General features: G+C 42.2%; 29 protein-coding genes. 7 read left to right on the top strand and 22 right to left on the bottom strand.

Features of this window, described 5'->3' with window-relative positions:
* Positions 1–56 precede the first annotated feature (56 nt).
* The 8 genes from glcK to SB658_RS03310 all read right to left on the bottom strand — a co-directional run bounded on the left by glcK (position 57) and on the right by SB658_RS03310 (position 5,639).
* Positions 57–1,022 carry a glucose kinase GlcK gene (gene glcK, locus SB658_RS03345; RefSeq protein WP_003230132.1) on the bottom strand — a complete coding sequence of 322 codons (966 nt, stop codon included), beginning with the start codon at positions 1,020–1,022 and terminating at the stop codon, positions 57–59.
* 10 nt (positions 1,023–1,032) lie between these two features.
* A complete protein-coding gene (locus SB658_RS03340; RefSeq protein WP_004399107.1) occupies positions 1,033–1,248 on the bottom strand; it encodes a YqgQ family protein in 216 nt (71 codons plus the stop codon).
* Between the two features lie 109 nt (positions 1,249–1,357).
* A complete protein-coding gene (gene yqgP, locus SB658_RS03335; RefSeq protein WP_003230128.1) occupies positions 1,358–2,881 on the bottom strand; it encodes a rhomboid protease YqgP in 1,524 nt (507 codons plus the stop codon).
* A gap of 90 nt (positions 2,882–2,971) precedes the next feature.
* On the bottom strand, positions 2,972–3,145 hold the full coding sequence (locus tag SB658_RS03330) for a hypothetical protein (protein ID WP_003230126.1): 174 nt from the start codon (positions 3,143–3,145) through the stop codon (positions 2,972–2,974).
* Between the two features lie 66 nt (positions 3,146–3,211).
* Positions 3,212–3,775, bottom strand: a complete 564-nt coding sequence (locus SB658_RS03325; protein ID WP_029726712.1) for a 5-formyltetrahydrofolate cyclo-ligase — start codon at positions 3,773–3,775, stop codon at positions 3,212–3,214.
* Positions 3,776–3,859: 84 nt separating this feature from the next.
* On the bottom strand, positions 3,860–4,009 hold the full coding sequence (gene rpmG, locus SB658_RS03320; protein WP_003153056.1) for a 50S ribosomal protein L33: 150 nt from the start codon (positions 4,007–4,009) through the stop codon (positions 3,860–3,862).
* An 83-nt stretch (positions 4,010–4,092) separates the two neighbouring features.
* Complete coding sequence (locus SB658_RS03315; RefSeq protein ID WP_029726711.1) at positions 4,093–5,172, bottom strand: glycosyltransferase family 4 protein; 1,080 nt, start codon at positions 5,170–5,172, stop codon at positions 4,093–4,095.
* Positions 5,169–5,639, bottom strand: coding sequence for a hypothetical protein (locus SB658_RS03310; protein WP_009967744.1), 471 nt, complete (start codon positions 5,637–5,639; stop codon positions 5,169–5,171). The genes SB658_RS03315 and SB658_RS03310 overlap by 4 nt, the downstream gene beginning before the upstream one ends.
* 179 nt (positions 5,640–5,818) lie before the next feature.
* Between SB658_RS03310 and SB658_RS03305 the strand changes: the two genes are divergently transcribed.
* On the top strand, positions 5,819–6,172 hold the full coding sequence (locus tag SB658_RS03305; RefSeq protein ID WP_014477348.1) for a hypothetical protein: 354 nt from the start codon (positions 5,819–5,821) through the stop codon (positions 6,170–6,172).
* Positions 6,169–6,633 (top strand): endolytic transglycosylase MltG, encoded by a 465-nt coding sequence (locus SB658_RS03300; protein ID WP_014480272.1) that lies wholly within the window; start codon positions 6,169–6,171, stop codon positions 6,631–6,633. The genes SB658_RS03305 and SB658_RS03300 overlap by 4 nt, the downstream gene beginning before the upstream one ends.
* A gap of 28 nt (positions 6,634–6,661) precedes the next feature.
* Here the strand turns inward: SB658_RS03300 and pstB (SB658_RS03295) are convergent, their stop codons facing one another.
* The 9 genes from pstB (SB658_RS03295) to SB658_RS03255 all read right to left on the bottom strand — a co-directional run bounded on the left by pstB (SB658_RS03295) (position 6,662) and on the right by SB658_RS03255 (position 16,156).
* Entirely contained in the window at positions 6,662–7,444 is a 783-nt protein-coding gene (pstB, locus tag SB658_RS03295; RefSeq protein WP_014480273.1) for a phosphate ABC transporter ATP-binding protein PstB, read from the bottom strand.
* A 10-nt stretch (positions 7,445–7,454) separates the two neighbouring features.
* The gene (pstB, locus tag SB658_RS03290; protein WP_009967747.1) at positions 7,455–8,264 is read right to left on the bottom strand and encodes a phosphate ABC transporter ATP-binding protein PstB; all 810 of its coding nucleotides are present in this window, start codon (positions 8,262–8,264) and stop codon (positions 7,455–7,457) included.
* 20 nt (positions 8,265–8,284) lie between these two features.
* Positions 8,285–9,169, bottom strand: coding sequence for a phosphate ABC transporter permease PstA (pstA, locus tag SB658_RS03285; RefSeq protein WP_003230103.1), 885 nt, complete (start codon positions 9,167–9,169; stop codon positions 8,285–8,287).
* On the bottom strand, positions 9,169–10,098 hold the full coding sequence (gene pstC, locus SB658_RS03280) for a phosphate ABC transporter permease subunit PstC (RefSeq protein WP_015714268.1): 930 nt from the start codon (positions 10,096–10,098) through the stop codon (positions 9,169–9,171). Before pstC ends, pstA begins: the two co-directional genes overlap by 1 nt.
* 68 nt (positions 10,099–10,166) lie before the next feature.
* Positions 10,167–11,069 carry a phosphate ABC transporter substrate-binding protein gene (locus SB658_RS03275; protein WP_029726710.1) on the bottom strand — a complete coding sequence of 301 codons (903 nt, stop codon included), beginning with the start codon at positions 11,067–11,069 and terminating at the stop codon, positions 10,167–10,169.
* A gap of 154 nt (positions 11,070–11,223) precedes the next feature.
* Entirely contained in the window at positions 11,224–13,374 is a 2,151-nt protein-coding gene (gene pbpA / locus SB658_RS03270) for a penicillin-binding protein 2A (RefSeq protein WP_017696170.1), read from the bottom strand.
* A gap of 113 nt (positions 13,375–13,487) precedes the next feature.
* Positions 13,488–14,780, bottom strand: a complete 1,293-nt coding sequence (locus SB658_RS03265) for an MFS transporter (protein WP_003230095.1) — start codon at positions 14,778–14,780, stop codon at positions 13,488–13,490.
* A 106-nt stretch (positions 14,781–14,886) separates the two neighbouring features.
* A complete protein-coding gene (sodA, locus tag SB658_RS03260; RefSeq protein WP_004398583.1) occupies positions 14,887–15,495 on the bottom strand; it encodes a superoxide dismutase SodA in 609 nt (202 codons plus the stop codon).
* 178 nt (positions 15,496–15,673) lie between these two features.
* Positions 15,674–16,156 (bottom strand): DUF456 domain-containing protein, encoded by a 483-nt coding sequence (locus tag SB658_RS03255; protein WP_004398518.1) that lies wholly within the window; start codon positions 16,154–16,156, stop codon positions 15,674–15,676.
* Positions 16,157–16,265: 109 nt separating this feature from the next.
* On the opposite strand from SB658_RS03255, the gene SB658_RS03250 reads away from it, so the two are divergent.
* The 3 genes from SB658_RS03250 (at position 16,266) to ispG (ending at position 18,677) form a co-directional block, all read left to right on the top strand.
* Positions 16,266–17,027 (top strand): DUF1189 domain-containing protein, encoded by a 762-nt coding sequence (locus SB658_RS03250; RefSeq protein ID WP_029726709.1) that lies wholly within the window; start codon positions 16,266–16,268, stop codon positions 17,025–17,027.
* A 94-nt stretch (positions 17,028–17,121) separates the two neighbouring features.
* The gene (locus SB658_RS03245) at positions 17,122–17,421 is read left to right on the top strand and encodes a LysM peptidoglycan-binding domain-containing protein (protein ID WP_014477356.1); all 300 of its coding nucleotides are present in this window, start codon (positions 17,122–17,124) and stop codon (positions 17,419–17,421) included.
* 122 nt (positions 17,422–17,543) lie between these two features.
* Positions 17,544–18,677, top strand: coding sequence for a flavodoxin-dependent (E)-4-hydroxy-3-methylbut-2-enyl-diphosphate synthase (gene ispG, locus SB658_RS03240; RefSeq protein WP_010886567.1), 1,134 nt, complete (start codon positions 17,544–17,546; stop codon positions 18,675–18,677).
* Between the two features lie 25 nt (positions 18,678–18,702).
* On the opposite strand, the gene SB658_RS03235 is transcribed toward ispG, so the two are convergent.
* Positions 18,703–19,092 (bottom strand): DUF308 domain-containing protein, encoded by a 390-nt coding sequence (locus tag SB658_RS03235; protein WP_010886568.1) that lies wholly within the window; start codon positions 19,090–19,092, stop codon positions 18,703–18,705.
* Between the two features lie 132 nt (positions 19,093–19,224).
* Between SB658_RS03235 and SB658_RS03230 the strand changes: the two genes are divergently transcribed.
* On the top strand, positions 19,225–19,806 hold the full coding sequence (locus SB658_RS03230) for a nucleotidase (RefSeq protein ID WP_003246215.1): 582 nt from the start codon (positions 19,225–19,227) through the stop codon (positions 19,804–19,806).
* Between the two features lie 42 nt (positions 19,807–19,848).
* On the opposite strand, the gene zur is transcribed toward SB658_RS03230, so the two are convergent.
* Both zur and SB658_RS03220 read right to left on the bottom strand, forming a co-directional pair.
* Positions 19,849–20,286, bottom strand: coding sequence for a zinc uptake transcriptional repressor Zur (gene zur, locus SB658_RS03225; protein WP_003230079.1), 438 nt, complete (start codon positions 20,284–20,286; stop codon positions 19,849–19,851).
* A 137-nt stretch (positions 20,287–20,423) separates the two neighbouring features.
* The gene (locus SB658_RS03220; protein ID WP_003230077.1) at positions 20,424–21,305 is read right to left on the bottom strand and encodes a YitT family protein; all 882 of its coding nucleotides are present in this window, start codon (positions 21,303–21,305) and stop codon (positions 20,424–20,426) included.
* A gap of 115 nt (positions 21,306–21,420) precedes the next feature.
* On the opposite strand from SB658_RS03220, the gene SB658_RS03215 reads away from it, so the two are divergent.
* Positions 21,421–21,675 carry a DUF2624 domain-containing protein gene (locus tag SB658_RS03215; RefSeq protein WP_410601151.1) on the top strand — a complete coding sequence of 85 codons (255 nt, stop codon included), beginning with the start codon at positions 21,421–21,423 and terminating at the stop codon, positions 21,673–21,675.
* Positions 21,676–21,701: 26 nt separating this feature from the next.
* Here the strand turns inward: SB658_RS03215 and SB658_RS03210 are convergent, their stop codons facing one another.
* On the bottom strand, positions 21,702–22,595 hold the full coding sequence (locus SB658_RS03210) for a deoxyribonuclease IV (protein WP_009967756.1): 894 nt from the start codon (positions 22,593–22,595) through the stop codon (positions 21,702–21,704).
* 9 nt (positions 22,596–22,604) lie between these two features.
* Positions 22,605–23,921 carry a DEAD-box ATP-dependent RNA helicase CshB gene (cshB, locus tag SB658_RS03205; protein ID WP_004399101.1) on the bottom strand — a complete coding sequence of 439 codons (1,317 nt, stop codon included), beginning with the start codon at positions 23,919–23,921 and terminating at the stop codon, positions 22,605–22,607.
* Positions 23,922–24,055: the final 134 nt, after the last annotated feature.

The raw sequence follows: 24,055 nt of genomic DNA, 5'->3' as shown, positions 1-24,055 counted from the left end.
CATCAAATTAAATCTTAACCTGAGCACAACAAAAAATCAATTTCATTTACACAATTTTAACAATTTTGATGTTTCAGCCATTCATTTTTAGCGATCCAAGCGCCTCCGATAACGCCGGCATCATTTCCAAGTGCTGCGATTGAAATATCAGCAGCTTGGGCTGCCCGCGGAAACGCGCATTTGCGGAATGTTTTCTCGACTTTTGATCTCAGCAGTTCTCCGGCTCTCGATACGCCGCCGCCAAGAACGATTTTGGATGGATTAAGCGAGCTTGCCAAATTTCCGAGCACCAAACCAAGATGCTTGGCTACATAATCAACCACCTCAAGGGCAATTTCATCATTTTCACCCGCCGCTTCAAACACATCCCGCGCTGACAATTGTTCGGTTGCTTTTAAACGTGTCGTCTTTTTAGCATTTGCTATTTTTTCTTTTGCAATTCTTACAATTCCGGTTGCTGACGCAATTGTTTCGATACAGCCCGTTTTGCCGCAGTTGCAGGGCGCTCCGCCTTCAGGGATGCTGCAAATATGGCCGATTTCTCCGCCGGCGCCATTTATACCATGTACAATTTCACCATTTGCAATGATGCCGCCGCCAACTCCTGTGCCAAGCGTCACGAGAATGACGTCTTTTGCGCCATCACCCGCTCCCTTCCACATTTCCCCGAGCGCAGCAATATTCGCGTCATTTTCTATAACAGCTGGGATGCCGGTTTCTGTCTCCAGATGGTTTTTCAAAGCATAATTTTTCCACCCTAGATTTACTGTTTCATAAACCACTCCTGCCGCCATATCTACAGGGCCTGGTGCACCCATTCCGATGTATTTGATGATGTGCTTCGGTTTTTGCAGCTCATCCAGCTTGCTGTCGATTGTTTTTGCAATTGTGACAGTAATCGTGTCGCCGGTTTTATCAGTCGGAACTTCCCACTTATGCTGAATTTCGCCATATTGATTAATAAAAGCGAGTTTAATCGTCGTTCCTCCCAGGTCAATGCCCGCAAACCATATCTCGTCCATTTTTATCACCTTAGCCTTTATAAAAATCTCTTCCGTTTTTTGTTTGTTCCAATTCTTTTCGAAGGACAGCTGCCGCTCTGGCCCACTGCTCCTTTTCAATCATGTGGTTCATGTATAATTCCTTTAATTCATCCAGCATAAACTCAATTTCAAGCTCTCTGTCTCCAAAATAAACAATGTGGCCAAACGTTTTTAACAGCTGCTGCACATCATAAAATGTATTCATTTTCCTCACCATTTCTTGAACTTAACTATCATAAGCGTATTCATAAGGAAGCGGTCAGTCAAGAAGAAAACGCTGACAAAAAAGCCAGCTTCCTTTCCATATTCCACCTCTATGATTCTTTATTGTTTTCAATTTGCCGCTGCAGCTCCTTGTAGCGCTGCTCCTTCGGCTTCAGTTTCACAGCCGTCTGGATGGCCTTTTCTGCTTGTGCAAGCTCATTTTTTTCCGCATACAATAACGCTAAATTGTAATAGGAAGCATGGTCTTTAGGTTCTTTTTTCACTGCTCGTTCCAAAAGGGAAACCGCCTGATCATATTCGCCGATTTGAATATCAGAAACAGCAAGAATTTTCAAAAGATCGGCAGAGGCATCTTTTTGCGCTGCTTCTCCGTTCAGCAATTCTGTTACTTCTTCATACTTTCCTTCCTGATACAGCTCGCTTGCCTGCTGAATCAGCGCTGACTCCTGGTGTGAAGGCGAATGCAATCCGTAATATAAAAATCCAACAGCCAAAGCAATCAGCAAAACCGCTGACAACAATCTTTTTCCAAAGGCTCCGGCTTTAGGCAACCCCAGTGCTGCTGCAGCGAAAAAGCCGCCAATCAAGCCGCCGATATGTCCTGAATTATCAATATTCGAAACCGCAAAACCAAAGCCCAGATTGATGATAATAATGACAATAATATTGGTTCCTATAGTTCTTAAAAACATTTTTCGATTAGACAAAGCAACATACAGTAATGCACCTAAGCATCCGAATATGGCTCCTGATGCCCCTGCCGAAGGATACGGGCTGAACACAAAACTCGCAATCGAACCCGTAATGCCAGCAGCCAGATAAATCAGCAAAAATCTCCCCGATCCATACATCCGCTCAACCGCTGTACCAACCGACCATAAAGCCAGCGTATTAAAAGCTAAATGCGCTATGCCGATGTGAAGCACGATCGGTGTCAGAAGCCGCCACCATTCTCCTTGTGCAATCAGGCTGTTTTCTTTTGCTCCAAAAGCCACCAGTGTCTCCGTATTAGTGCTGCCTCCGTTTATTTCGAGCAAGAAAAACATCAGGATCTGAAGCGCAATAAATAAATATGTAAAAGTCGGTTTTCCGTTTTGAAAAACCGCCGCTTCAGTTTTTCTCTGTTCTTCTTGTTTCAGCACTAGCGAAAGGAAGCGTTCTCGCGCCATTTGCGCGTTTTCAAACGAAGCGTGTTCCTCTGAACAATCTTCTGTACGAAATGATGGAAAAACCGCTTGAAGATCATCTCGAAGCATCGTTCCTCTAACGATCGCCGGCTCAACTGACACAGTTCCCTTCTCAAAAGTTTTTTTTGCAATCTCTTCCCAGTCATCAACAGGGGCTTCCGTTGAAAAAAACACATTCAGCAGCTTCATCCTTCGTCTGCCCAATTGATGTCTGACTCGTTCTACTCGTTCGGCCTGCTCTTCGATGTCTCTAACCATTTCTTGACGGAAATCAAGATCGTGCTTATAAAGACGAACTAGATCATGAGAGGACTTGTCCGGCGCTTCCAGCCATATTTCATCTGACTCACCGGCTTGTATGACGCCATACCCGCTATTCACCAGGTGCGCCGCAATTTTCCAATATGTATACTCCAGCAAAAACATGTTTACCGCTCCAATAGTTTTTTTTTCATTATAACAGCTGGCGCTCCGAAACGCCTACTGAAAGCAAAAAATCCCGTTTTTCACGGGATTTTAGAAAGCTTGCTGTATAAACTTATTGCGGATAAATGGAATTCTTAAAAACAAATGGATAAAAGACCGCCTGATTCCTGGCTGGCTGAGTACAGTATTCATAAGACGGTAGCGATTTTGATAAAACATGACGGCAGAAACCGCGAAAATGGCATATATCAAAAGTTTTTTCATGATATCCCTCCTGCCAATAGGGTTTGTTATTCTGCCTTATTTATTCTCGAATAAGGGACAGGAAAGTTATGAAAAACAAGAAATAATCCGATCCTCTGTTATCAGCTTATGTACCGGGATGTCATGCGGCAAACGGGGTACGTGCGCAAACAGCTGGCACTCCAAAAGCAAAGAGACTGTCTCCCCTTCATATTCACTTAAATAGCGATCATAATAGCCGCCTCCAAAGCCGACCCTAAACCCGTTAACATCAAAACAAACACCTGGAACGATCACCAAGTCAATTTGTGATGGGTTTACTTCTTTTGTTTTTTCAATTACCGGCTCGAGCAGTCCGGCGTAAACGGTTTCGAGCTGATCATCGGTCTTATATGTCCGAAATTGCATTTTCTTCGTGTCCGGATGGCATTTTGGGATGCAAACTTGTTTCCCTTCTTCCCAAGCCTGCTCAATGACAGGACGCGTCGGTATCTCTAATCCTCTGGAGATGGTGACCGCAATGGTGCCGGCATTTTGCCACTCCGGCAGAGAAAACAAGTACTTATACATACGTTCCGTTTTTTGAAGCAGATCTTCATTTGATAAAGCAGACAGTGCCTCCAGCGTCTTTTTTCTTAATTGTGATTTCATCTCTCATCCCCCTCGGAATAGAAAAAAAGCCAGAACCTTTTTCAAAGCTCTGGCTTTTTTCTTACACCTCAAACAGCAAAGCTGTTATTTTGTTTCACGGTGTAACGTAGATTTTTTATCACGTGGGCAATATTTTTTAAATTCAACGCGGTCTGGATTGTTGCGTTTGTTCTTTTTAGAAATATAGTTACGCTCACCACATTCAGTGCAAGCCAAAGTAATATTAACGCGCATTATTTTCCCTCCAAACTAAAATCATTTACTTATTCAGACTTATATATAATACCACTATAATGGACGGAATGCTAGGCTGTTTTTCAATGAATTGCTGAATTATTGAAGATACGCTCATAAAGCTGCAAATATGATGACATAATGAGTCGGGGGTGGTGGAGCTTGAACACTTGTTGTCTGCCAGCTTCTTTTATCCGGCGGGCTTTTTCCCGGTCTTTTAAAAAACTGTCCAGCAGATCAGCCGCTTCCTGTACGAGCGTAAAATCAGCGATGATTGCCGTTTTGTCATGAACCGCATAATCACAAAAACCACCTGACCGAGAAACGACAGTCAGCACACCTTGTTCCATGCTTTCTTGCGCGGCAAGCCCAAACGGTTCATAAGAACTAGGGAAAACAGCCATTTCACAGTGAGACAGTAACGTTCTGATATCTTTCCTATTTAGAAACGGCAGAAACATGACGCGATCCTTCAGGTTATATGCCGCAGCCAATTTCTCATAGCAGGACAGAGACGGCCCCTCCCCAGCCAGCACTAGATAGAGGTCAGGCTGACGCTGCTTCAAGATGGCAAACACCTTTAACAGCTGCGATAATCCTTTTTCCGGAACAAACCTTCCATATGAAAAGAGGAATCTTCTATTCATGCTTCTCGGGATTTTCCCCTTCTCTTTCTCCATAGATGCAGGACTCGGGATAGCGGTTATTTTCTTATGTGCCGCCTTATCAAGAGACCGCTTCATAAATGTGCTTAATACGATCAATGCATCAGCGGATTCTATAAGGAGCCGTTCGGTCATGAGCCTGTATGGGTGTGGGGCTTCTCGGCACACCTTCTTCCTTTCGCTTTCAAGACCGTGGATTGTCGCAGCAAGCGGAAGGCCAAGCCGTTGTTTCAAATACTGGGCGGCAGGGGCAGTTGTGTCATCATGGGCATGAATCAGATCAAAGCGTTTATTGTGTGATAACACATGGCGAACCATTGTAAAGTTAGCATCAGCTATGTAATCTTCAAACTTCGCATACGAAAACAGCTGCCCGCTCGGAGTACAAACCGTAATGTTGATATGAGGGTTTAAATAGGAAATGAGGCGGTTTAAATGGACACCGAGCCCGCTTTTCGGCTCATCGGGATGTTCGGGTGAAAGCATGAGAATGTTCACCGTTCTTTTTCCCCTCTCCCATAACAGGTGTATGCAGAAAATTGCGCCTCCCACCTGGTGTGCGCTTCTTCAATCTGAAAACTGTTTATATGACGAATCCCATTTTCATCAAGATAGATGTCGTCTGTACCGGCAAGCTTGAGAGAGACATTCATTGAATTCACAATTCTGTATTCAGCCCGATATACAGCATCACCAGCCGCCTGTCTAATCGTCCATTCTCCTTTATCATACGTTGTGCGTTTTGTCCTGACAGCTTCAATGTCTTTTCTTTTGATGACAATGCGCAATTCTTTTATCATATCCTGCGTTTTTTCGAAAAGGACCGCTTCAGCCAGCCGCATTGTTTCTTCCGAGATTTCCCAGCTTACGGTCAAGGTGTGAGCGTTTTGAATGATTATGTCGAATGTGTCCCTAAAAAAGGAAAGCTTATGTCGTATATTATAGGGAAATGGGTGTTTATCCATGGACTCCTAACATTCTCCTTTCCAATCGTTCACTTCGTGTTCCTATTAAACCATTACATAAAGAAGAAGCAAAGAAAGATTTCTCGACAAAATCTCGTTTTTTTCGCGAATTCCTTTAGAAACTATTGGTTTTATGGTATAAAAAAGAAGGATAAAAAAAGAATAGAAGGTGATGAAACGTGGAAATTGCTATTATTGCGTTGTTTATCGTCAGTATAGCGCTAATTGCATTCTCATATTCTCAAAGAGACCCGATGAAAGATGTAGAACAGGAGCTCGAAACACTGCAGCTTTCTGCGATGCAGGAAATTTACAAGCTCAAAAAGAAAATGACAGTGCTTGAGGAAGAATTACTGGAAACAAACCTTGTCATTCGCAAATCAAAGCAGAGCGACATCAATCAAAAAATCGCTAAACAAATACTTTCTAAATATAATAACGGTATGTCAGCTGAAGCGATTGCTAAAGCTGAGCATGTATCAGTGGAAGACGTGAATACGATTATCAAAGATAATGAGAAGGTGCTCGTATGACAAAACGGGGCATTCAGGCATTTGCTGGCGGCATCATTTTAGCGACAGCCGTTCTTGCAGCTGTTTTTTATCTGACTGACGAAGATCAGGCCGCTGCTGTAAAAGATAATAAAACAGTAACTGAACAAGACGTGAACAATTACCTTGATTCTAAAAAAATGGTTTCTGTGAACCGTGATGAATATCAAAAACTTCTTGATTCAAAAGAGAAATCGTTGACCGATGACAGCAGCTCAGACACGAAAACAGACAAAGTCAAAACGTACAAGCTCAAAATTAAAGATGGCATGAGCACTGCGGATGTATCTGCTATTCTTGAAAAAGAGGGCATTATCTCTTCGGCTCAAGACTTTAATGACTATGTCATTGATGCCGGCTATCACAAAGAAATTCGTGCCGGCGAGTTTAAAGTAAAATCAGACATGAGTTTCAAAAAGATCGTAAAAACGTTAACACGATAAAAAAACAGGCTGACTCAGCCTGTTTTTTTCATCCAAACTTTCCTGAAATGTAATCGAGCGTTCTTTGGTCCTTCGGGTTAGAGAACATTTTATTCGTATTGTCGCATTCAACAAGCTCGCCCATGTAGAAAAAGGCGGTTTGATCAGAAACCCTTGCTGCCTGCTGCATGTTATGCGTGACAATGACAATTGTATATTTATTTTTCAGCTCTAGAATGAGTTCTTCAATTTTTCTCGTTGAGATTGGATCTAGTGCAGATGTCGGTTCATCCATCAGCAAAATATCAGGATTGGTCGCAAGTGCTCTGGCGATGCAAAGACGCTGCTGCTGGCCCCCTGACAGCGAAAGAGCGGACGTATGCAATCGATCCTTCACCTCATCCCATAACGCCACGTCTTTTAATGACTTTTCCACAATTTCCTGAAGCTTCTTCTTATTTTTGGTGCCGTGGACTCTCGGTCCGTAAGCCACATTATCAAAAATAGATTGCGGAAACGGATTCCCTTTTTGGAATACCATGCCGATATTTTTCCGTAAATCCACGATGTCCACTTTATCCTTTAAAATATTGCTGCCATTATAGTTCAGCTCACCTGCAAGCTTTACATTTGGCGTCATTTGAATCATTAAATTCAATGTCTTGATAAAGGTCGATTTCCCGCATCCGGATGGACCGATAATCGCCGTAACCTCATTTTCATAAATGCTCAAATTGATATTTTTTAAAGCATGATGCTGTCCATACCATAAGTTCATTCCATTGACTTGATAGACTTCCTGTTTCATTACAGCTTCGGTAGCAATACTCATTGCCGCCCTCCTATCCGAATTTCCCGTTAATATAATCCTCTGTCTTTTGCTTTTTCGGACTCGTGAAAATCTGTTCGGTCTGTCCGTATTCTACAAGCTCGCCGTTTAAAAAGAATGCCGTCCGGTCAGAAACCCGCAGAGCCTGCTGCATATTGTGCGTGACAATAATAATTGAGTATTCTCTTTTCAATCCTGTAATTAATTCCTCTATTTTCGCATTTGAAATCGGATCAAGCGCTGAAGCTGGTTCATCAAGCAGAAGAACAGCCGGCTTCATCGCAAGTGTTCTCGCGATGCATAAACGCTGCTGCTGGCCGCCGGATAACGAGAGTGCGGATGAATGTAAACGATCCTTCACCTCATCCCAGAGGGCCGCTTTTGTTAAACTTTCTTCCACAATTTCATCTAAAACAGCTTTATTCCGCTCTCCGGCATATTTCAATGCATGTGTGATATTCGCATAGATCGATTTCGGAAATGGATTTGGTTTTTGAAAAACCATTCCGATTTCTCTTCTCAAGCTGACAACGTTAATATTGCCGCCCAATATATTTAATCCTTCATAAAGGATTTCACCTTCCGCTCTTGCAGATGGAATTAAATCGTTCATTCGGTTAATATTTCTCAAAAAAGTAGATTTTCCGCATCCCGACGGCCCAATTAAAGCAGTCACCGCATTTTTTTCAATATCCATGTTTACATGATGAACGGCTTGTTTATTTCCGTAATAAATGGACAGATCTTTGACCTCAAGCACGTGATTCTGCTTCGGAACAATAACAGCTCGCTCAGGTTTTTCTTTTACCATTTGTTCAGACATGTTTTTCGCCTCTTTCCGTTCTAATTTGCCGTAAGCTTTTTGTAGATCATCGTGCCAAGCCATCTCGCCGCGAGATTAAACACAAGAACAGAAATCACCAGCACGGCAGAACCACCGTTGGCAATCGCTTCAGCATCCGGAATCATTCCTTGTGTATTGACGTTCCAAATGTGGACCGCAAGTGTTTCAGCGGGCCTGAAAATATTAAGCGGTGATGTTTCCGAAAACGGGTTCCACTCCGTAAAATTAAGACGCGGTGTTGTCAGGCCTGCCGTAAATAATAATGCGGCCGCTTCCCCGAACACCCTTCCTGACGCTAAAATTGCTCCTGTGATGATAGAAGGAATCGCACTTGGAATTAAAACTGTTTTTACGGTATGCCAGCGTGATACACCTAAAGCGAGAGAGGCTTCCTTCAGATCTTTAGGGACTGAACGGATCGCGTCTTCTGTCACACGCACCATGACAGGAAGGTTAAAAACAGTTAACGCAAGCGCTCCGCCTATGATCGTATATCCCCAGCCTGTTAAGTTGACAAACATCAATAATCCAAACATCCCAATGACAATAGACGGAAGAGATGAAAGCACCTCTATACATGTTCTGATGAAGTCAGTTACTTTGTTATTAGGCGCGTATTCAGCCATGAAGACTCCGCCGCCCACACCGAGCGGGATTGTAATCAGCATTGTAATAAACAAAATATAAAAGGAGTTAAACAGCTGATCTCGTATGCCTCCTCCAGCTGCAATGGCGCTCGATTTTGTTGTAATAAATTGAAAACTGAGCTGAGAAACACCGTTTATAATAATATAGGAAAACAAACCTACTAAAATGGCAGCGATAATGGCTGCACACAAACCAAACATTCCGGTCGCCAGTTTATCTGTTATTTTGCGGTTCATTACACTTTCCTCCTAGATGACAAGTAGCGAATAAGCAGGATGAACAAGAATGACATCACCAGAAGCACAAGCCCCATTGACCACAGCGTATTGTTTTCAACGCTTCCGTATGTGGTGTGGCCCATATTCAGCGTGATGATCGTTGTCAGCGTTCCCGCAGTGTCAAACAGGCTTTCCGGCAATACTCTTGTATTTCCAATGACCATCTGAACAGCCAAAGCTTCGCCGAACGCCCGAGCCATGCCTAACACAACAGCTGTCATCAATGTTGGAAAAGCTGCAGGCACAAGTACTTTTCTGATCGTCTGCCATCTTGTCGCACCAAGCGCGTAAGAACCCTCTCGTAAACTCTTCGGAAGAGAAGCCATTGCATCAGCAGAAATCGATGTGATCGTCGGCAGAATCATGACGGAAAGGACAATCGTTCCCGCCAATAAACTGTGCCCTGTTCCGCTCGATTTGAACTGGGCGATAAACGGCACCAATACTGTAAGACCTATGAATCCATAAACAACAGATGGAATACCGACTAAAAGCTCAATCACCGGCTGCAACACTTTCTTTCCCCAATTCGGGGCAATCTCTGTCATAAAAATCGCACCTGCAATGCCAAGCGGCGCAGCGATTAGAGCAGAAAGAATCGTTACTGCAAATGAGCCAAAAATAAATGGCAGCACTCCGTATTTCGGATCAGTATCTGTAGGATTCCAATTTAAGCTCGTTAAGAATTCAATTGGGCTTACACCATTTACAAGAAAAGATTGCAGCCCCTTCACGCCGAGGAAAATGGTGATCGCAACAGATGCCGCAATCATAATCAGCGCACATGCTGTCACAATCATTCTTCCCCGAACTTCATCCAATTGCCGATTTTGCCTTGAGCTGATTAAACGCTCGCTCACAGACATATTTTCTCTATTGTTTATCATTGTTTTACACTCCTATGAATGTGTTAAGAGGAGAAACGGTTGTCCCCGCACTCCTCTTTTTATTAAGATCAGCTTTGCTTCCCGTTGGCATCGCGTGTCACTTTCATATCAGTAACCGGAATGTAGCCTTGGTCAGTAACAATGCTTTTTTGAATGTCTTCACTCTTTAGATAATCAAGAAATTCTTTAGCTAAACCTGTCGCTTCACCTTTTGTATAAGAATGCTGATATGCCCAGATCGGATACTCGCCAGTTGCTACATTTTTCGCTTCAGGTTTAACACCGTCAATAGATAGAGGAGTTACTTTGTCATCTGTTAAATATGAGAATGCAAGATATCCAATCGCTCCCGGAGTATCAGCAATGATTTTTTTCACCGTGTTGGAGGAATCTTCAGTAATGCCTTCTGCAGGCTCCGCTCCGTCAAGCGCATATTTCACAAATGTAGCACGTGTGCCGGAAGAATCAGGACGGTTTACAAGTGTAATCTTTTGGTCTTTGCCGCCGAGCTCTTTCCAGTTTTTAATTTTGCCAGTGAAGATTTTTTTCAATTCATCTTTTGAAATATCCTTCACACCAGCATCAGGGTTTACAGCTGCTGCCATACCAACTACAGCGACTTGATGATCGACAAGCGCTTTTGCATCGATGCCTTCTTTTTCTTCAGCAAAAACGTCTGAATTCCCGATCTGAACAGCTCCTTCAGAGACTTGAGAAAGCCCTGTTCCAGAACCGCCAGCTTGTACCTGTATATCAGCATCAGGGTTTTCTTCCATAAATTTTTCCGCGGCTGCAAGTACTAGTGGCTGCATGGCCGATGAACCAGAAATGGTTAAAGAACCTGATGCCTTTTCTTCTCCTTTTGCAGAATCGCTATTCGATTTTTTACTTTCTCCTGCATTTCCGCATGCAGCTGCAATCATCATAAAAGCAGCCATCAGAAGCATAAGCACCAATTTGTTTTTTTTCATTTCCTGAATTCCCCCTGCGTATAATGTGTAATTTGTCCTACACGTATAGAGTAAAGGTTCTATGTAAAAAGGGTTTGAACCGAATGTTAAGGTTTTGTAAATCAGTGCGTTTTTTTGTATAAAAAAAACGCCCACATCATGTGAGCGTTTCTTTTTAGTTATCAGAAGACGTTGTGTTTTCTGCATTTTCTTCAATTTTGTCTTTATTCTTTTGCTGAGTATCTTCTTTGTCCTGCTTCGATTTCAGCTCAAAATATTTATCCATTACTTCCCTGCCGATTTCGTTTGTAATGGTATATTTAGCGCTGTAATCAATATAAGCCCAAGGGACTACTACAGAGATCGCAATCTCAGGATTATCAGCCGGTGCATAGGCAACAAGTGTCGTATTATAAGTCGCTGTTCCTGTTTTTGATTTATCAGGTCCATCATAGAACGATTGTGCTGTTCCTGTTTTGCCGGCAGGCTGATAGGACGCTGAAGCAAATTGGCTGGCAGCTGTCCCTTTTGTCATCACCCGTCTGAATCCGGCCTGAACCTCTTTAATGTATTCACTCTTCATGTCGATTTTATTCAGCACTTCCGGCTGAACGGATTGTACGACAGCACCGATCCCTCTTTTAGCATCAGGTTCTCTGACTTCCTTTACAAGCTGAGGCTTTAAGCGATATCCGCCGTTTGCAATCGTTGATACGTATTGCGCAAGTTCCAGCGGTGTATATGTGTCGTATTGCCCGATCGCATAGTCAAGCAAGAATCCCGTCAATCTGTCTGTTCCTTTATAGCCTGTCATTTCATTCGGAAGATCAATTCCAGTTTTGACACCTAATCCAAATTGGCTGAAATAATTACGGAACGTATCAAAGGCCGTCGTATCAATCGGTAAAGCTTGGTGCGGTTTATATTCACCTTTTCCGAGCGCGATCGCTGTTTTAAACATAAATACGTTGGAAGACTGCTCTAAGGCTCTTTGAATGTTAACAGGTCCTAAAGTAGTCCAGGATTTTTTACCATTTTTATCCTGACCGATATACAATGGTTCATCCTGAAAAACTGTATTCAGGTTGATGGCACCGGTTTGAAGGCCTGTCAAGACTGTTGCCCCTTTGACTGCTGAACCCATGGCGTAAGATGACGTCATTGTACCTAAAGCGTAATCATCAATTTTATATTTCCCATTTTCTTGTTTAATCTGCTTGCCCGCCATTGAAAGCACTTCACCGTTTCTTGGGTCCATCATGACAACGAATGCCCGGTCTAACAATTGCGTGCTTGGTCTTGCTTTAGCAGATTTGAGGTTCTTCTCAATGATTTTTTCCACTTCTTTTTGCAAATCAATGTCAATCGTAAGCACGAGATCTTTACCGGCTTTACCTTCAGAAACGGTTTTCGTTCCCGTGACATTGCCGTTTGAATCTGTGATATTTTCGACTTTGGCTTTTTGGCCCTGCAGAAGGCTTTCGTATTGGTATTCCAAATAGCTTTTTCCGACCCTGTCATTACGGCTGTAGCCAAGCGACAGATAATGGTCGAGCAAGTTGGACGGCAATCCTTCATTAGAGCTGGAAACACTTCCGAGCACTGAGCGAAGAAGGTTTTTATAAGGATATTCACGTTCCCAATCGGACGTGACATCAACACCTGGCAGTTCGTCTAAATGTTCACTTACCACTGCCATTTCCTTCGCTGATACATCTTCGTTTTTGATATATTGAGGGGTCAATGCATAGCCCGAATCCATCTGTCTTTTGATAGCAAGGATCTGCATATCTTTATCCGTCAATTCATTCAGCTGCTTATCAGTAATCCGTTTTAGCTGAAGCTGGTATAAATCGTCATCGGATATTTTTTTGTCTTCAACCTGCTGTCTTTCTTTAGAGCTAATGAGCTTTTTCGCTTCTTTCGGTCTAGTCAAAATCCAATAATCTTTTTTATCCCGTTCTGTTACTTTTTTTGTATCGACTTTGATCATGTCAGACAGCTTTTTTGCGATCTTTAAGCGCTGTTCTTGCGTGGTCGATTTAGATCTCGTGTATGTGATTGCATTTAAAGCCTTATTTGTCACAATGGCATTAAAGTTTCGATCATAAATTTTCCCGCGTGGTACCGCTGAGCTGACTTCACTTTGTTCCTGCTTATTCGCTTGGTTTTTGTAATCATCACCTTGCACGATCTGCTTGATGCCCAGTTCCACAATAATCCAGGTAAATATAACAAAGGCAGCTAAAAATAAAATATTCAGCCGGATCGGAAGCGACTTCTTTTTCTCTTTATGATTTTGCTTTTTTGGTTTATTTCTCCTCATAACATCACCTTTTCTATTTACAGAAAGAAAAGACACTCAAGTAAGAGTGCCAGTTTTCATTTTAAAGGTTTTTTCGACTTTTTTCTACAGATAACCCCTTTTTGGCAAAAAAATTATCTCTCGCCTTTTAAAAGGGTCGGTTCTGTTACCCGTTTTTGGCCGTCTTCTTCCATGGTTTCATTTTCCCCTTCTTTCTCCTTAAAACGAATATCCTTGACAAAGTAATAAATCAAAGGATGTCCTATACCCAATATCGCAAGTGACAAAGGAATTCCCACATCCTCTTTCAGAAGGGCCACAATCAGGAGAAAGCACAAAATGGAAACAATTCTGCCGGCGTTCAAGAACATTTCTCTAAGCACGATATATTCAATTCTTGCTTTTCTGGCATGCCTCGCGCGCCCTATCACATCATATGTAAGTGATACATATGGCACAAGCAACAGAGGATAGCCGATGGCAATAAAAACGCCGTACGTTAATAATGTCGAAAAGCTCATATGGAACAGAATCAAAAACAGCGCGCCATACAAAATAAGTCCGCCCAGCAAAATCGATTTTTTTCTCGCCTTTTTCTTAATCAGCCTGGATGCAAAGTAGTAGGCAAAGAAGGAAACAGCTGAATTGACAAGACCGAATGTACCGAGAGCAAGCTCGCTGTTTGTCTCAATAAATACAAACACACTGATTAAAAAGACAAAAATCCCTTCTCTCAAACCCTGAAAAAAATGCGCATTCGTGATTCTCCGCCAATTCATATTGCTATGGCGCTCTCCAAATACTTTGCTCAGCATAAAACGGCCCTTTGATTCTCTCCGTTTTAAGAAAAAGCTCATCACGACAGCCAGGGCAAATAAACTGAGGGAGAGACTGAAAATCACTGTATAACCCGTATTATTTTCAAGCCTTGAGATCACGAATCCGGCTACAATCGGGCCGATCATTCCTGCAGAGGAAGACAGAATGCCCATAAACCCGTTGAAAAAGTCTCGTGTATCCGGCTCTGTTATTTCAAAGGTCAGCACGTTAAACGCTAGCCAATAAAAGCCATAGCCAACTCCGAGCACCGCGCCGATTAGCACGAGGCGGCTGGCCGCCGTTTCTCCGGCTAAAAGCACACTTAAATAAAAGGCAGCTAAAAAAATGACGCCGAACCTTAAAATGAATACCCTGTCTATTTTTTTGGCTAACCGTCCAGCCAAATAAAAGGTTATCGGCTGCATTGTCACAATGGATAAATTATATATCGCCAAATCAATAAATTTCCCTGACTGCTTCCAAAGATACACATTAACAAATGTATTGGACAGTGCAATTCCCAGCGAGTAAAGCCCGCCAATGGTCAGCAGAAAGAGTAACCCTTTGTTTACGTCTACATCGCCTATCACTTTTTTTAGTTTGCTCATTACTGACTCCCCTTTACTATCCCTTAGTCTGTCTCACTCAAACCGAGATATGTAAAAAGAAGACATAAAAAAACAAGGTCCCATAATGAGGACCTTGTTTGTGCCATTATTTTGCTTCGCTGTATAGACGAGCCACTTCGTCCCAGTTTACAACATTCCAGAAAGCTGAAATGTAATCAGGACGGCGGTTTTGATAGTTAAGGTAGTAAGCATGCTCCCAAACGTCAAGACCTAAGATAGGCGTTTTGCCTTCTGAAAGCGGAGAATCTTGGTTTGGCGTGCTTGTGATTTCAAGTTTACCGTTGTTCACAACAAGCCATGCCCAGCCAGAACCGAAGCGTCCAGCTGCTGCTGCTGCGAATTGCTCTTTGAATTTGTCAAAGCTTCCAAATACACTGTTAATCTCTTCAGCAAGCGCGCCAGTCGGTTCGCCTCCGCCGTTTGGAGATAAAAGTGTCCAGAATAATTTGTGGTTCGCGTGTCCGCCGCCGTTGTTGCGGACTGCAGTGCGGATGTTTTCAGGAACAGAATCAAGATCTGCAACAAGCTCTTCAACTGATTTGTTGGCAAGAGCAGTGTTTCCTTCAACCGCTTTGTTTAAATTTGTCACGTATGTGTTGTGGTGTTTCGTATGGTGAATAGTCATAGTTTCCTTGTCGATATGCGGTTCTAAAGCATCGTACGCATAAGGTAATTCTGGAAGTTCGTAAGCCATGATAATTCCTCCTTAGTATATATGTACTGAAATGCCGCTTCACAGCGAGCCTTTCTTCATTCAATGTAACAAAAGAATGCTTTGTAATCAATGAAAAAGCTCACGATTTGGCTCATTTCAGCGGACATATTTCACTTTAACCGATAATCTGCCCCATTAAACCTGCCGCCAGCATTTCTTATAGGACCGTCCATAAAAAGTATCCGATCATCAAAAGCTGTATGATGCCCTTGGCAATAACCCCTGTTAAAAAACCAATGAGTGAGCCGAGGCCAATTTTAAACGCTGACTTTAAGTCCTTCTGATGGACGATAAGTTCTGCGCAAACAGCCCCGATAAACGGACCCAATATGATCCCTGCAACCGGAATGACAAAAGGCCCGATTAATAAACCGATCGTGCTTCCCCATATGGCAGCTTTGCTTCCTCCGAACCTTTTTACTCCAAGCAGATTCGACACGTAATCTGCTGCGAATAATACTGCGGCAAAAACTGCCTCAACAAGCCAGAACATATAAGAATACGGACTGAATGAAAATAAAAATCCGTACAATACAAATCCGGCAACAATAAATACTACGCTTGGAATAACAGGATACACCAGCCCGATAAAGGCAATGATAAAAACCGCTGCAATTAACAGCCAATACAACATATCCATAGCTTCCATCCTCCCATTTTACTCTGTCTTCTTCATGTCTTCCTTGTATTCACACGCATGCAACGATACAATAAGCAACATATATTAGTTTAGCTAGGAAGTGAAGATAGTGAATGTGTTTCAGCTTTTCATTAAAAGTACATACTCTCCCCGTGATATTGCAAAAACAAGATTTCAAGGAATCGGAAAAGCGATTCTTTATGTATTTTTGCTCTCTGTCCTGTTTGCAATCCCTACCGCTTATTATGTAAGTACAGGGACCGTAAAATCAATGAACGGCTTTAAAACTGTTTTAAACAAAGATTTCCCTGATTTCACAATTTCAAACGGCAAACTTCAAACGAATGAGAAAAAAGCCACGGAATCTCAAGCAAATGGTTTCGTTATCGTGTTCGATCCGACAGACTCCTATGGCACTGAACAAATTGAAGCAAAGCAAAACGCGATCGGCATCCTTCAGAACAAATTTGTTTTGGCCATTGACGGACAGGCCCAAGAAATGTCTTACTCAATGATGCCGTCAGAGTTACAGAAAAAAGATGTCATTGCAGGGTTAAACCAAAATAAAGCGATGATTGTAACTGTTCTCTCAGCTCTTATTTTTCTCGTAACAGCAGCGGGAAAATTTATTGAAGTATCGTTTTTAGCGCTTATCGGGTTAATCATTAAGAATTCGCAGAAAAAACATTTATCCTATCATCAGCTCTGGAAGCTTTCTGCTTATTCCATCACCCTTTCAACTGTATTCTTTACAATCATGCGGGCATTAGAAGCAACCGTACCAAGTGAATTTTTGCTGAACTGGTTTGTCAATTTTGTCATCCTGTTTCTCGTTTTAAAAGAGATTCCGTCCAAAAAAGCTGCTGTATAAACCGAGGCTGCATTCGCAGTCTCTTTTCTTTTGTCATGAATCGAAATGGACAAGCATACTATGATATAAAATTTCGTATGCGGGAGGAAAAGCGATGAAGCGTCTCACCTTAGTATGCAGCATTGTTTTTATACTTTTTATTCTTTTTTATGACCTTAAAATTGGAACCATACCCATTCAGGACCTCCCTGTCTATGAAGCATCAGCAAAAACGGCTGCACAAGAACCGGCTTATAAAACGGTGAAGGTAAAACCGGGTGATACGGTTATGTCGATAGTCGGATCAGCAGGTTCTCCGGATGACATTGTAAAGGATTTTGAAGCACTGAATCCAAATGTGAAAGCCAATGCCATTCAAGCGGGAACAGCGTATAAATTCCCGGTCTACCCTTAATTTAACGTTAATTTCTTGTCAGTTCGGCGAAGACACTGTTACAATGTAATTTGTAAAATAAATTCACATAAACCATACTAGAATTGTTATATCTAGAAGCGGCAACTACAATTAAGGAGCGATTGCAAGTGAGTGAAATCACACATCGTACAAAAACGCGTCCCGTCAAAGTGGGACCTTTAACAATAGGCGGCAACAATGAAGTTGTCATCCAAAGCATGACAACAACGAAAACACATGATGTAGAAGCAACGGTTGCGGAAATTAACCGTTTGGCTGAAGCCGGATGCCAAATCGTTCGGGTAGCATGTCCGGATGAACGGGCAGCAAACGCCATTGCGGATATTAAAAAGCGCATTTCCATTCCTCTCGTTGTTGACATACATTTCGATTATAAACTTGCGTTGAAAGCCATTGAAGGCGGCGCAGATAAAATCCGAATCAACCCCGGCAACATCGGCCGGCGCGAAAAAGTTGAAGCGGTTGTTAAAGCGGCCAAAGACAAAGGCATTCCGATCAGAATCGGAGTAAACGCCGGTTCATTGGAAAAACGCATTTTAGAAAAATACGGTTATCCGACTGCCGATGGAATGGTAGAAAGCGCACTTCATCACATTAAAATTCTTGAGGATCTTGATTTTCACGATATTATTGTCAGCATGAAGGCCTCTGACGTGAACCTTGCAATCGAGGCTTATGAAAAAGCGGCGAAAGCGTTTGACTACCCGCTTCACCTCGGGATCACCGAGTCAGGAACACTGTTTGCCGGCACAGTAAAGAGCGCAGCAGGACTCGGCGCCATTTTAAGCAAAGGCATCGGGAACACCATGCGCATTTCACTAAGCGCAGACCCTGTAGAAGAGGTAAAAGTAGCAAGGGAGCTTCTGAAATCTTTCGGCTTAGCCTCCAATGCTGCCACGCTCATCTCATGCCCGACTTGCGGCCGTATTGAAATTGATCTAATCAGCATTGCCAATGAAGTGGAAGAGTATATTTCTAAGATAAAAGCGCCGATTAAAGTTGCTGTTCTCGGCTGCGCTGTAAACGGACCTGGTGAAGCGAGAGAAGCTGATATCGGAATCGCCGGCGCACGCGGTGAAGGACTGCTGTTCCGGAAAGGGAAAATTGTCCGTAAGGTTCCAGAGGAAACGATGGTAGAAGAACTCAAAAAAGAAATTGACATTCTTGCTGAGGAACACTACGCAAAACTTGAAGCTGAAAAAGCAAAATTAAAAGAAGAAACACAAAAAGCTTGACGGGAACCCGTCAAGCTTTTTTGTGTTAGAAAAATGGAATAATAAATATTCCAAGCACTAATGAAACGACACCGATACCCATTGCCCAGGCGCCAAGGCCTTGAGCACCTCTTCTTCTTGCGATATAGCCGACAATAATACCGGCAGCTCCCAATAAAACAGGCAGTACAAACAATGAAATAATAGACAAGGCTAAAGCGATATATCCTATTCCCCGTCCTTCATTGACATTGCCGCCGCTGCGATCATTGTCTTGGTCATTGCTGCGGTCAGCAGCACGATAAGGCTCTGCGATTTCAGCAGCTGTTTCCTCAAAAAAACCGTCATTGTCACGGGTAATATTTGTCCCTTCAGATCCATGATCAACATAGTAACTGTTGTTATCACGCTTTTCGTAATCGTTTGCCACCTTCAATTCCCCCTTCTGTTTTATTAAAGGAGCTTTTATAGTTTGATCCATTTTGCCTGATTCATGTTTGCTAAACTTTTCTGTTAATGTCAATTGTTTATGTTACACTTGAAGGGATGAAACTGAAGGAGTGTGGGCATGTTACGCTTAGGAATAGATATTGACGGCACAATCACGGCTCAGGATACATTCGTCCCTTATTTGAACCGTTCGTTTAATCTTTCCATTTCATTAAACGATATGACGGATTATGATTTAACAAAGCTGTTAAACATTACCCAGGAAGAATTTTGGGATTGGATGAATCAAAATGAAGCGATCATATATAAGGAAGCATTGCTTGCACAGCATGCGAAACAGTCACTTGATCTTCTCAAAGAGGAGCACAAGCTTATTTATATTACAGCGAGACGGACTCATTTAACTGATATTACCTATGAATGGTTTGACAGACAAAACATTCATTATGACCACATCGAACTCGTTGGCGGTCATCACAAAGTTGAAGCGGTCAAGAATCATAACATCGACCTGTTTTTTGAGGATCATCACGGTAACGCCATGATGATTGCGAAAGAAGCCGGGATACCGGTGATTTTGTTCAATTCCCCTTATAATCAGCTTCCGATTGATTCAAACATCATCAGAGTAAACAACTGGCTAGAAGCCGTTCAATGGATGAACAACAACAAGCATCACTTAATACGCGTCAATAACTGAAAAAGGAGCCCAAACCGGGCCCCTTTTTCATATATACGCATTTTACGCAGTAGTGTTGTCTTGGTTTTCCGCTGTACAATCAGGGCATGTGCCGTAAATCTCAAATTTATGTCCGCTGACCTGATAGCCATCCAAATCATCACAAAGCTTGTCCATCGGACATGATTCAATTTCCTTTGTTTTGCCGCAGGCAAGACAAATAAAATGATGGTGGTGATGGGTGAATGAACACTTAAATCGGAAGAGCTTTTCACCGGACAGCTCAGTTGTTTCCAAAATCCCAAGTTCTTCATATAAAGAAAGATTTCTGTAGATTGTATCAAAGCTTAAGCCTGGATAATCATCATTCAGTGCAGACAGTACGTTTTTAGCGGTAAGATATCTGTCTGAATCAGCAAAAAGCTGCAGCATATCCTCCCGTTTGTTTGTATATTTATATCCGTTTTCTTTTAGTAGGTTCAGCGCTTCTTGTACGTTCATGAAGGGTCCCCCTTTTCGCTTTGCTTAAGAACGTATCACATGTATGAAAAAGAAAATGGCAGCTGTCTGTCCAGCAAGCCATTTTCTTTACTGCAGATAAAATTATACCCATAAAATGAATAAAAGTAAATGAAAGCCTAGTGGATTGCGTTTTTGAATTTTCCGCCTCTCGTTTCATGAGTATTCATAATTGTTATGAATGCATTTTGATCAACTTCAAACACGATCGATTTGAGCTTTGTCACTTCCAGCCTTGTGACAACCGCGTAAATTACGTCTTTTTCTTCGTCCGTATATCCGCCTTTCCCCTTCAGCTTCGTTGTGCCCCGACCGAGACGGTGCAAAATCGCGTCGGAAATCTCATCATACTGCTCAGACACAATAATGACAGCTTTTGTTTCATCAAGCCCTTGGATCACGGCATCAATCGTTTTCATCGCAATATAATAAGTCATGAATGAGTACATCGCTTGCTCAGGACCGAACACAAAAACTGCCCAAATGAAAATGAACACATTGATGAACATAACGAACTCACCTACAGAAAACGGGAGTTTTTTGGTCAGCAAAATACCGAGAATTTCTGTACCATCCATTGAACCTCCATTTCGAATAACAAGCCCGACGCCAAAGCCGAGTAAAAGACCTCCGAACACAGTAGCCAAAATAGGCTGGGTTGTAATGGCTTCTACATGGTGAAGTGAGGATTCAATAACGGCAAGCCCGACAATCCCTATAAACGTAGAGACTAGAAAGGTCTTACCGATATATTTATATCCGAAGATCATAAAAGGAATATTTAATATGACAACGAAAAAAGCGAAATTCAGAAAGGGGTTTGACATAAAGAGGTGGTCTAAAATAAGAGATACACCGATAATCCCGCCATCAATAAAATCATTGGGGATTAAAAATAATTCAATACTTACAGCCGCAGATGCAGCTCCTACCAGAATCATAAAGACCCTGAAAATAAAATGGGTAAATGTTTCTTTCTTATGTTGTTTTGTTGGGGTCATAAAATCTCCTTTCCTGCAATAACTATTTTAAATACATTATAAATCTATTTTACCATTAAACACTGACACATTTTACTGATTTGCCCATACATTAAGTCTGGAGGTGGAATGACCGATGATTTTATTTCAAAGAATTATTTTGCAGCGGCTTAATCAGGCTACTGCTGATGATTTGCTGAAGTACTCAAAACAATACGGAATCAGCTTAACAAGATCGCAGGCCGTTGAAGTAGCGAACCTGTTATCCGGGAAAAATGTAAACATCTTTAATGAGAGTGAACGAATGCGGCTGCTGAAACAAGTAGAGACGATTACATCGAAAGAAACAGCTCAAACAGTTAATGAACTATTCAAACAATTTACAAGCTAAAAAATGGGGGTGTTATCCCCCATTTTTTATTGCTGTAAAATCTTTTCAAGCAATGTATCATCAAATTGTTTTTCTTTCAGCATTTCAATCTCAAAACGGTATGGCGGTTTTTTGTTCTTTTTATCTTCACCGACGTATGGTGTTTCAAGAATTTTTGGAATGTCTTTTAACTGCTCATGGTGAACAACATATTGCAGTGCGTCAAAACCTATTTCACCAAAGCCAATATTTTCATGGCGGTCTTTTCTCGCACCTTTGACATTTTTGCTGTCATTGATATGAAGCACTTTAATACGGTCAATGCCAATGATTTTATCGAACTCATTTAGCACTCCGTCAAAGTCTTCGACAATGTTATACCCGGCATCATGTGTATGGCACGTGTCAAAGCACACTGACAGCTGCTCATTGTGTGTAACGCCTTCGATAATCTGCGCAAGCTCCTCAAAGCTTCTGCCGCATTCTGATCCTTTTCCAGCCATTGTTTCTAATGCAATCTGGACATTTTGATTCGGATCAATCACTTCATTTAAGCCTTCAATAATTTTTTTGATGCCGGCTTCAGCTCCTGCCCCTACGTGAGCGCCAGGATGAAGGACAATTTGCTTCGCTCCGATGGCCGCTGTCCGTTCAATTTCTGAACGAAGAAAATCAACACCCAGCTCAAAAGTGGACGGATTTGTCGTGTTGCCAATATTAATAATATAAGGCGCGTGTACGATAATCTCGTCAATGCCGTTTTCTTGCATATGTGCCCGGCCTGCTTCTATATTTAAGTCTTCAATTTTCTTTCGGCGCGTATTTTGCGGTGCGCCTGTATAGATCATAAACGTATTCGCCCCATAAGAGACTGCTTCCTGGCTTGCAGCCAGAAGCATATGTTTTCCGCTCATAGAGACGTGTGAGCCTATTCTCAGCAACAGGTTCCCCTACTTTCTTTTCTTAGATTGGTTTCTTCTCTGTTTTTTCTTGATTTTCTCCATCTCATAGCTCATTTTCTTTTTATACCCAGGCTTAACCTTCTTCGGCTTTTTCACGAGACGATGAGCAATTTCATCCGCTTCATTCGGCGTTTTTTTACGTTTTTTGCGGCGCTGACGGTCATCGCCTTTTTTCCATTCGCCCTTTTCAAGCTCTAAGTACTCAAATTCGATGCCCATTTTTTCAAGTCTTACTAATGCATCCTCATCAGTAAGCTCATAAATGGTCATCGCTTGTCCTGATGAGCCGGCACGAGCCGTTCTGCCCACACGGTGAACATAGAAATCGAGATCATCCGGCAGCTCATAGTTGATAACATGGCTGACACCTTTAATATCAATACCTCTTGCGGCAAGGTCAGTTGCAATGATATATGTGAATTCCAAATCATTGATCTGCTTCATGACTTTTTTCCGCTCACGTGGTGTTAATCCGCCGTGCAGCAAGCCGATTTTCATGCCTTTGCCAGTCAGATACTGGGCAATATGGTCAGCCGTATTTTTCGTGTTGGCAAACACAATCCCCAGGTATGGATTCAGATGCGACATGATGTCAAAAAGGAGCTTGTCCTTGTCACGATGTTTCGAAGGAATGAGGATATGCTCGATTTTCGCAGCAGTCACCTGTTTTGGCTCCACATGGGCGTATTTCGGATTTTCCATGTATTTCTTCAAGAATGGTTTCAGCTTTTCCGGTATGGTCGCTGAGAACACAAGCATTTGCAGATCCTCAGGCATGCGGGAACCGATGTAATCTACATCTGCAAGGAATCCCATGTCCAGCATTAAATCCGCTTCATCAATAACAAGAGATTCCGCTTTATGAACACTTAACGCCTGTTCTTTGATTAAGTCAGCAATCCGTCCAGGTGTACCGACAACAAGATGCGGCTGTATTTTCAATTTATCAATTGATTTTTGTTTATCAGTGCCTCCGATAAAACATTTCGAGCGAATCTGACTTCCTTCTTCACCCTGCGTGATTTTAAGCGCTTCCTGATAAATCTGGTTGGCAAGCTCTCTTGTCGGAGCCGTAATGACTACCTGAACGACATCCTTAGCAGGATCGATTTTGTTTAATAAAGGCAGTAAATAAGCGTGAGTCTTTCCAGTACCCGTCTGAGACTGGCCGATGACGCTTTCTTTTTTTAACACTGCAGGAATCAGCCTTTTCTGGATATCAGTCGGTTCGTAAAAACCAAGGCGATGTACTGCATCTATAATAAATGGTTTCAATTCATAAAGTTCAAATTTCGTTTCTTTCATTTTTCCCAGCTCCTTAAAGCGGCACATTATGTGTCCATCATCACATTATACCCGATTTTGCTTAAAAACACCACGTTTGCAAGGCGTTTGTTTTATTCAGTTATGTAAAGCAAATACCGCAGCCCATGCATATT

The sequence above is a fragment of the Bacillus sp. SIMBA_008 genome (genome assembly GCF_046535495.1).
Lineage (GTDB): Bacteria > Bacillota > Bacilli > Bacillales > Bacillaceae > Bacillus > Bacillus subtilis.
Note: the sequence above shows the minus strand (reverse complement) of the source record. Positions and strands in the feature narration are given on the sequence as shown.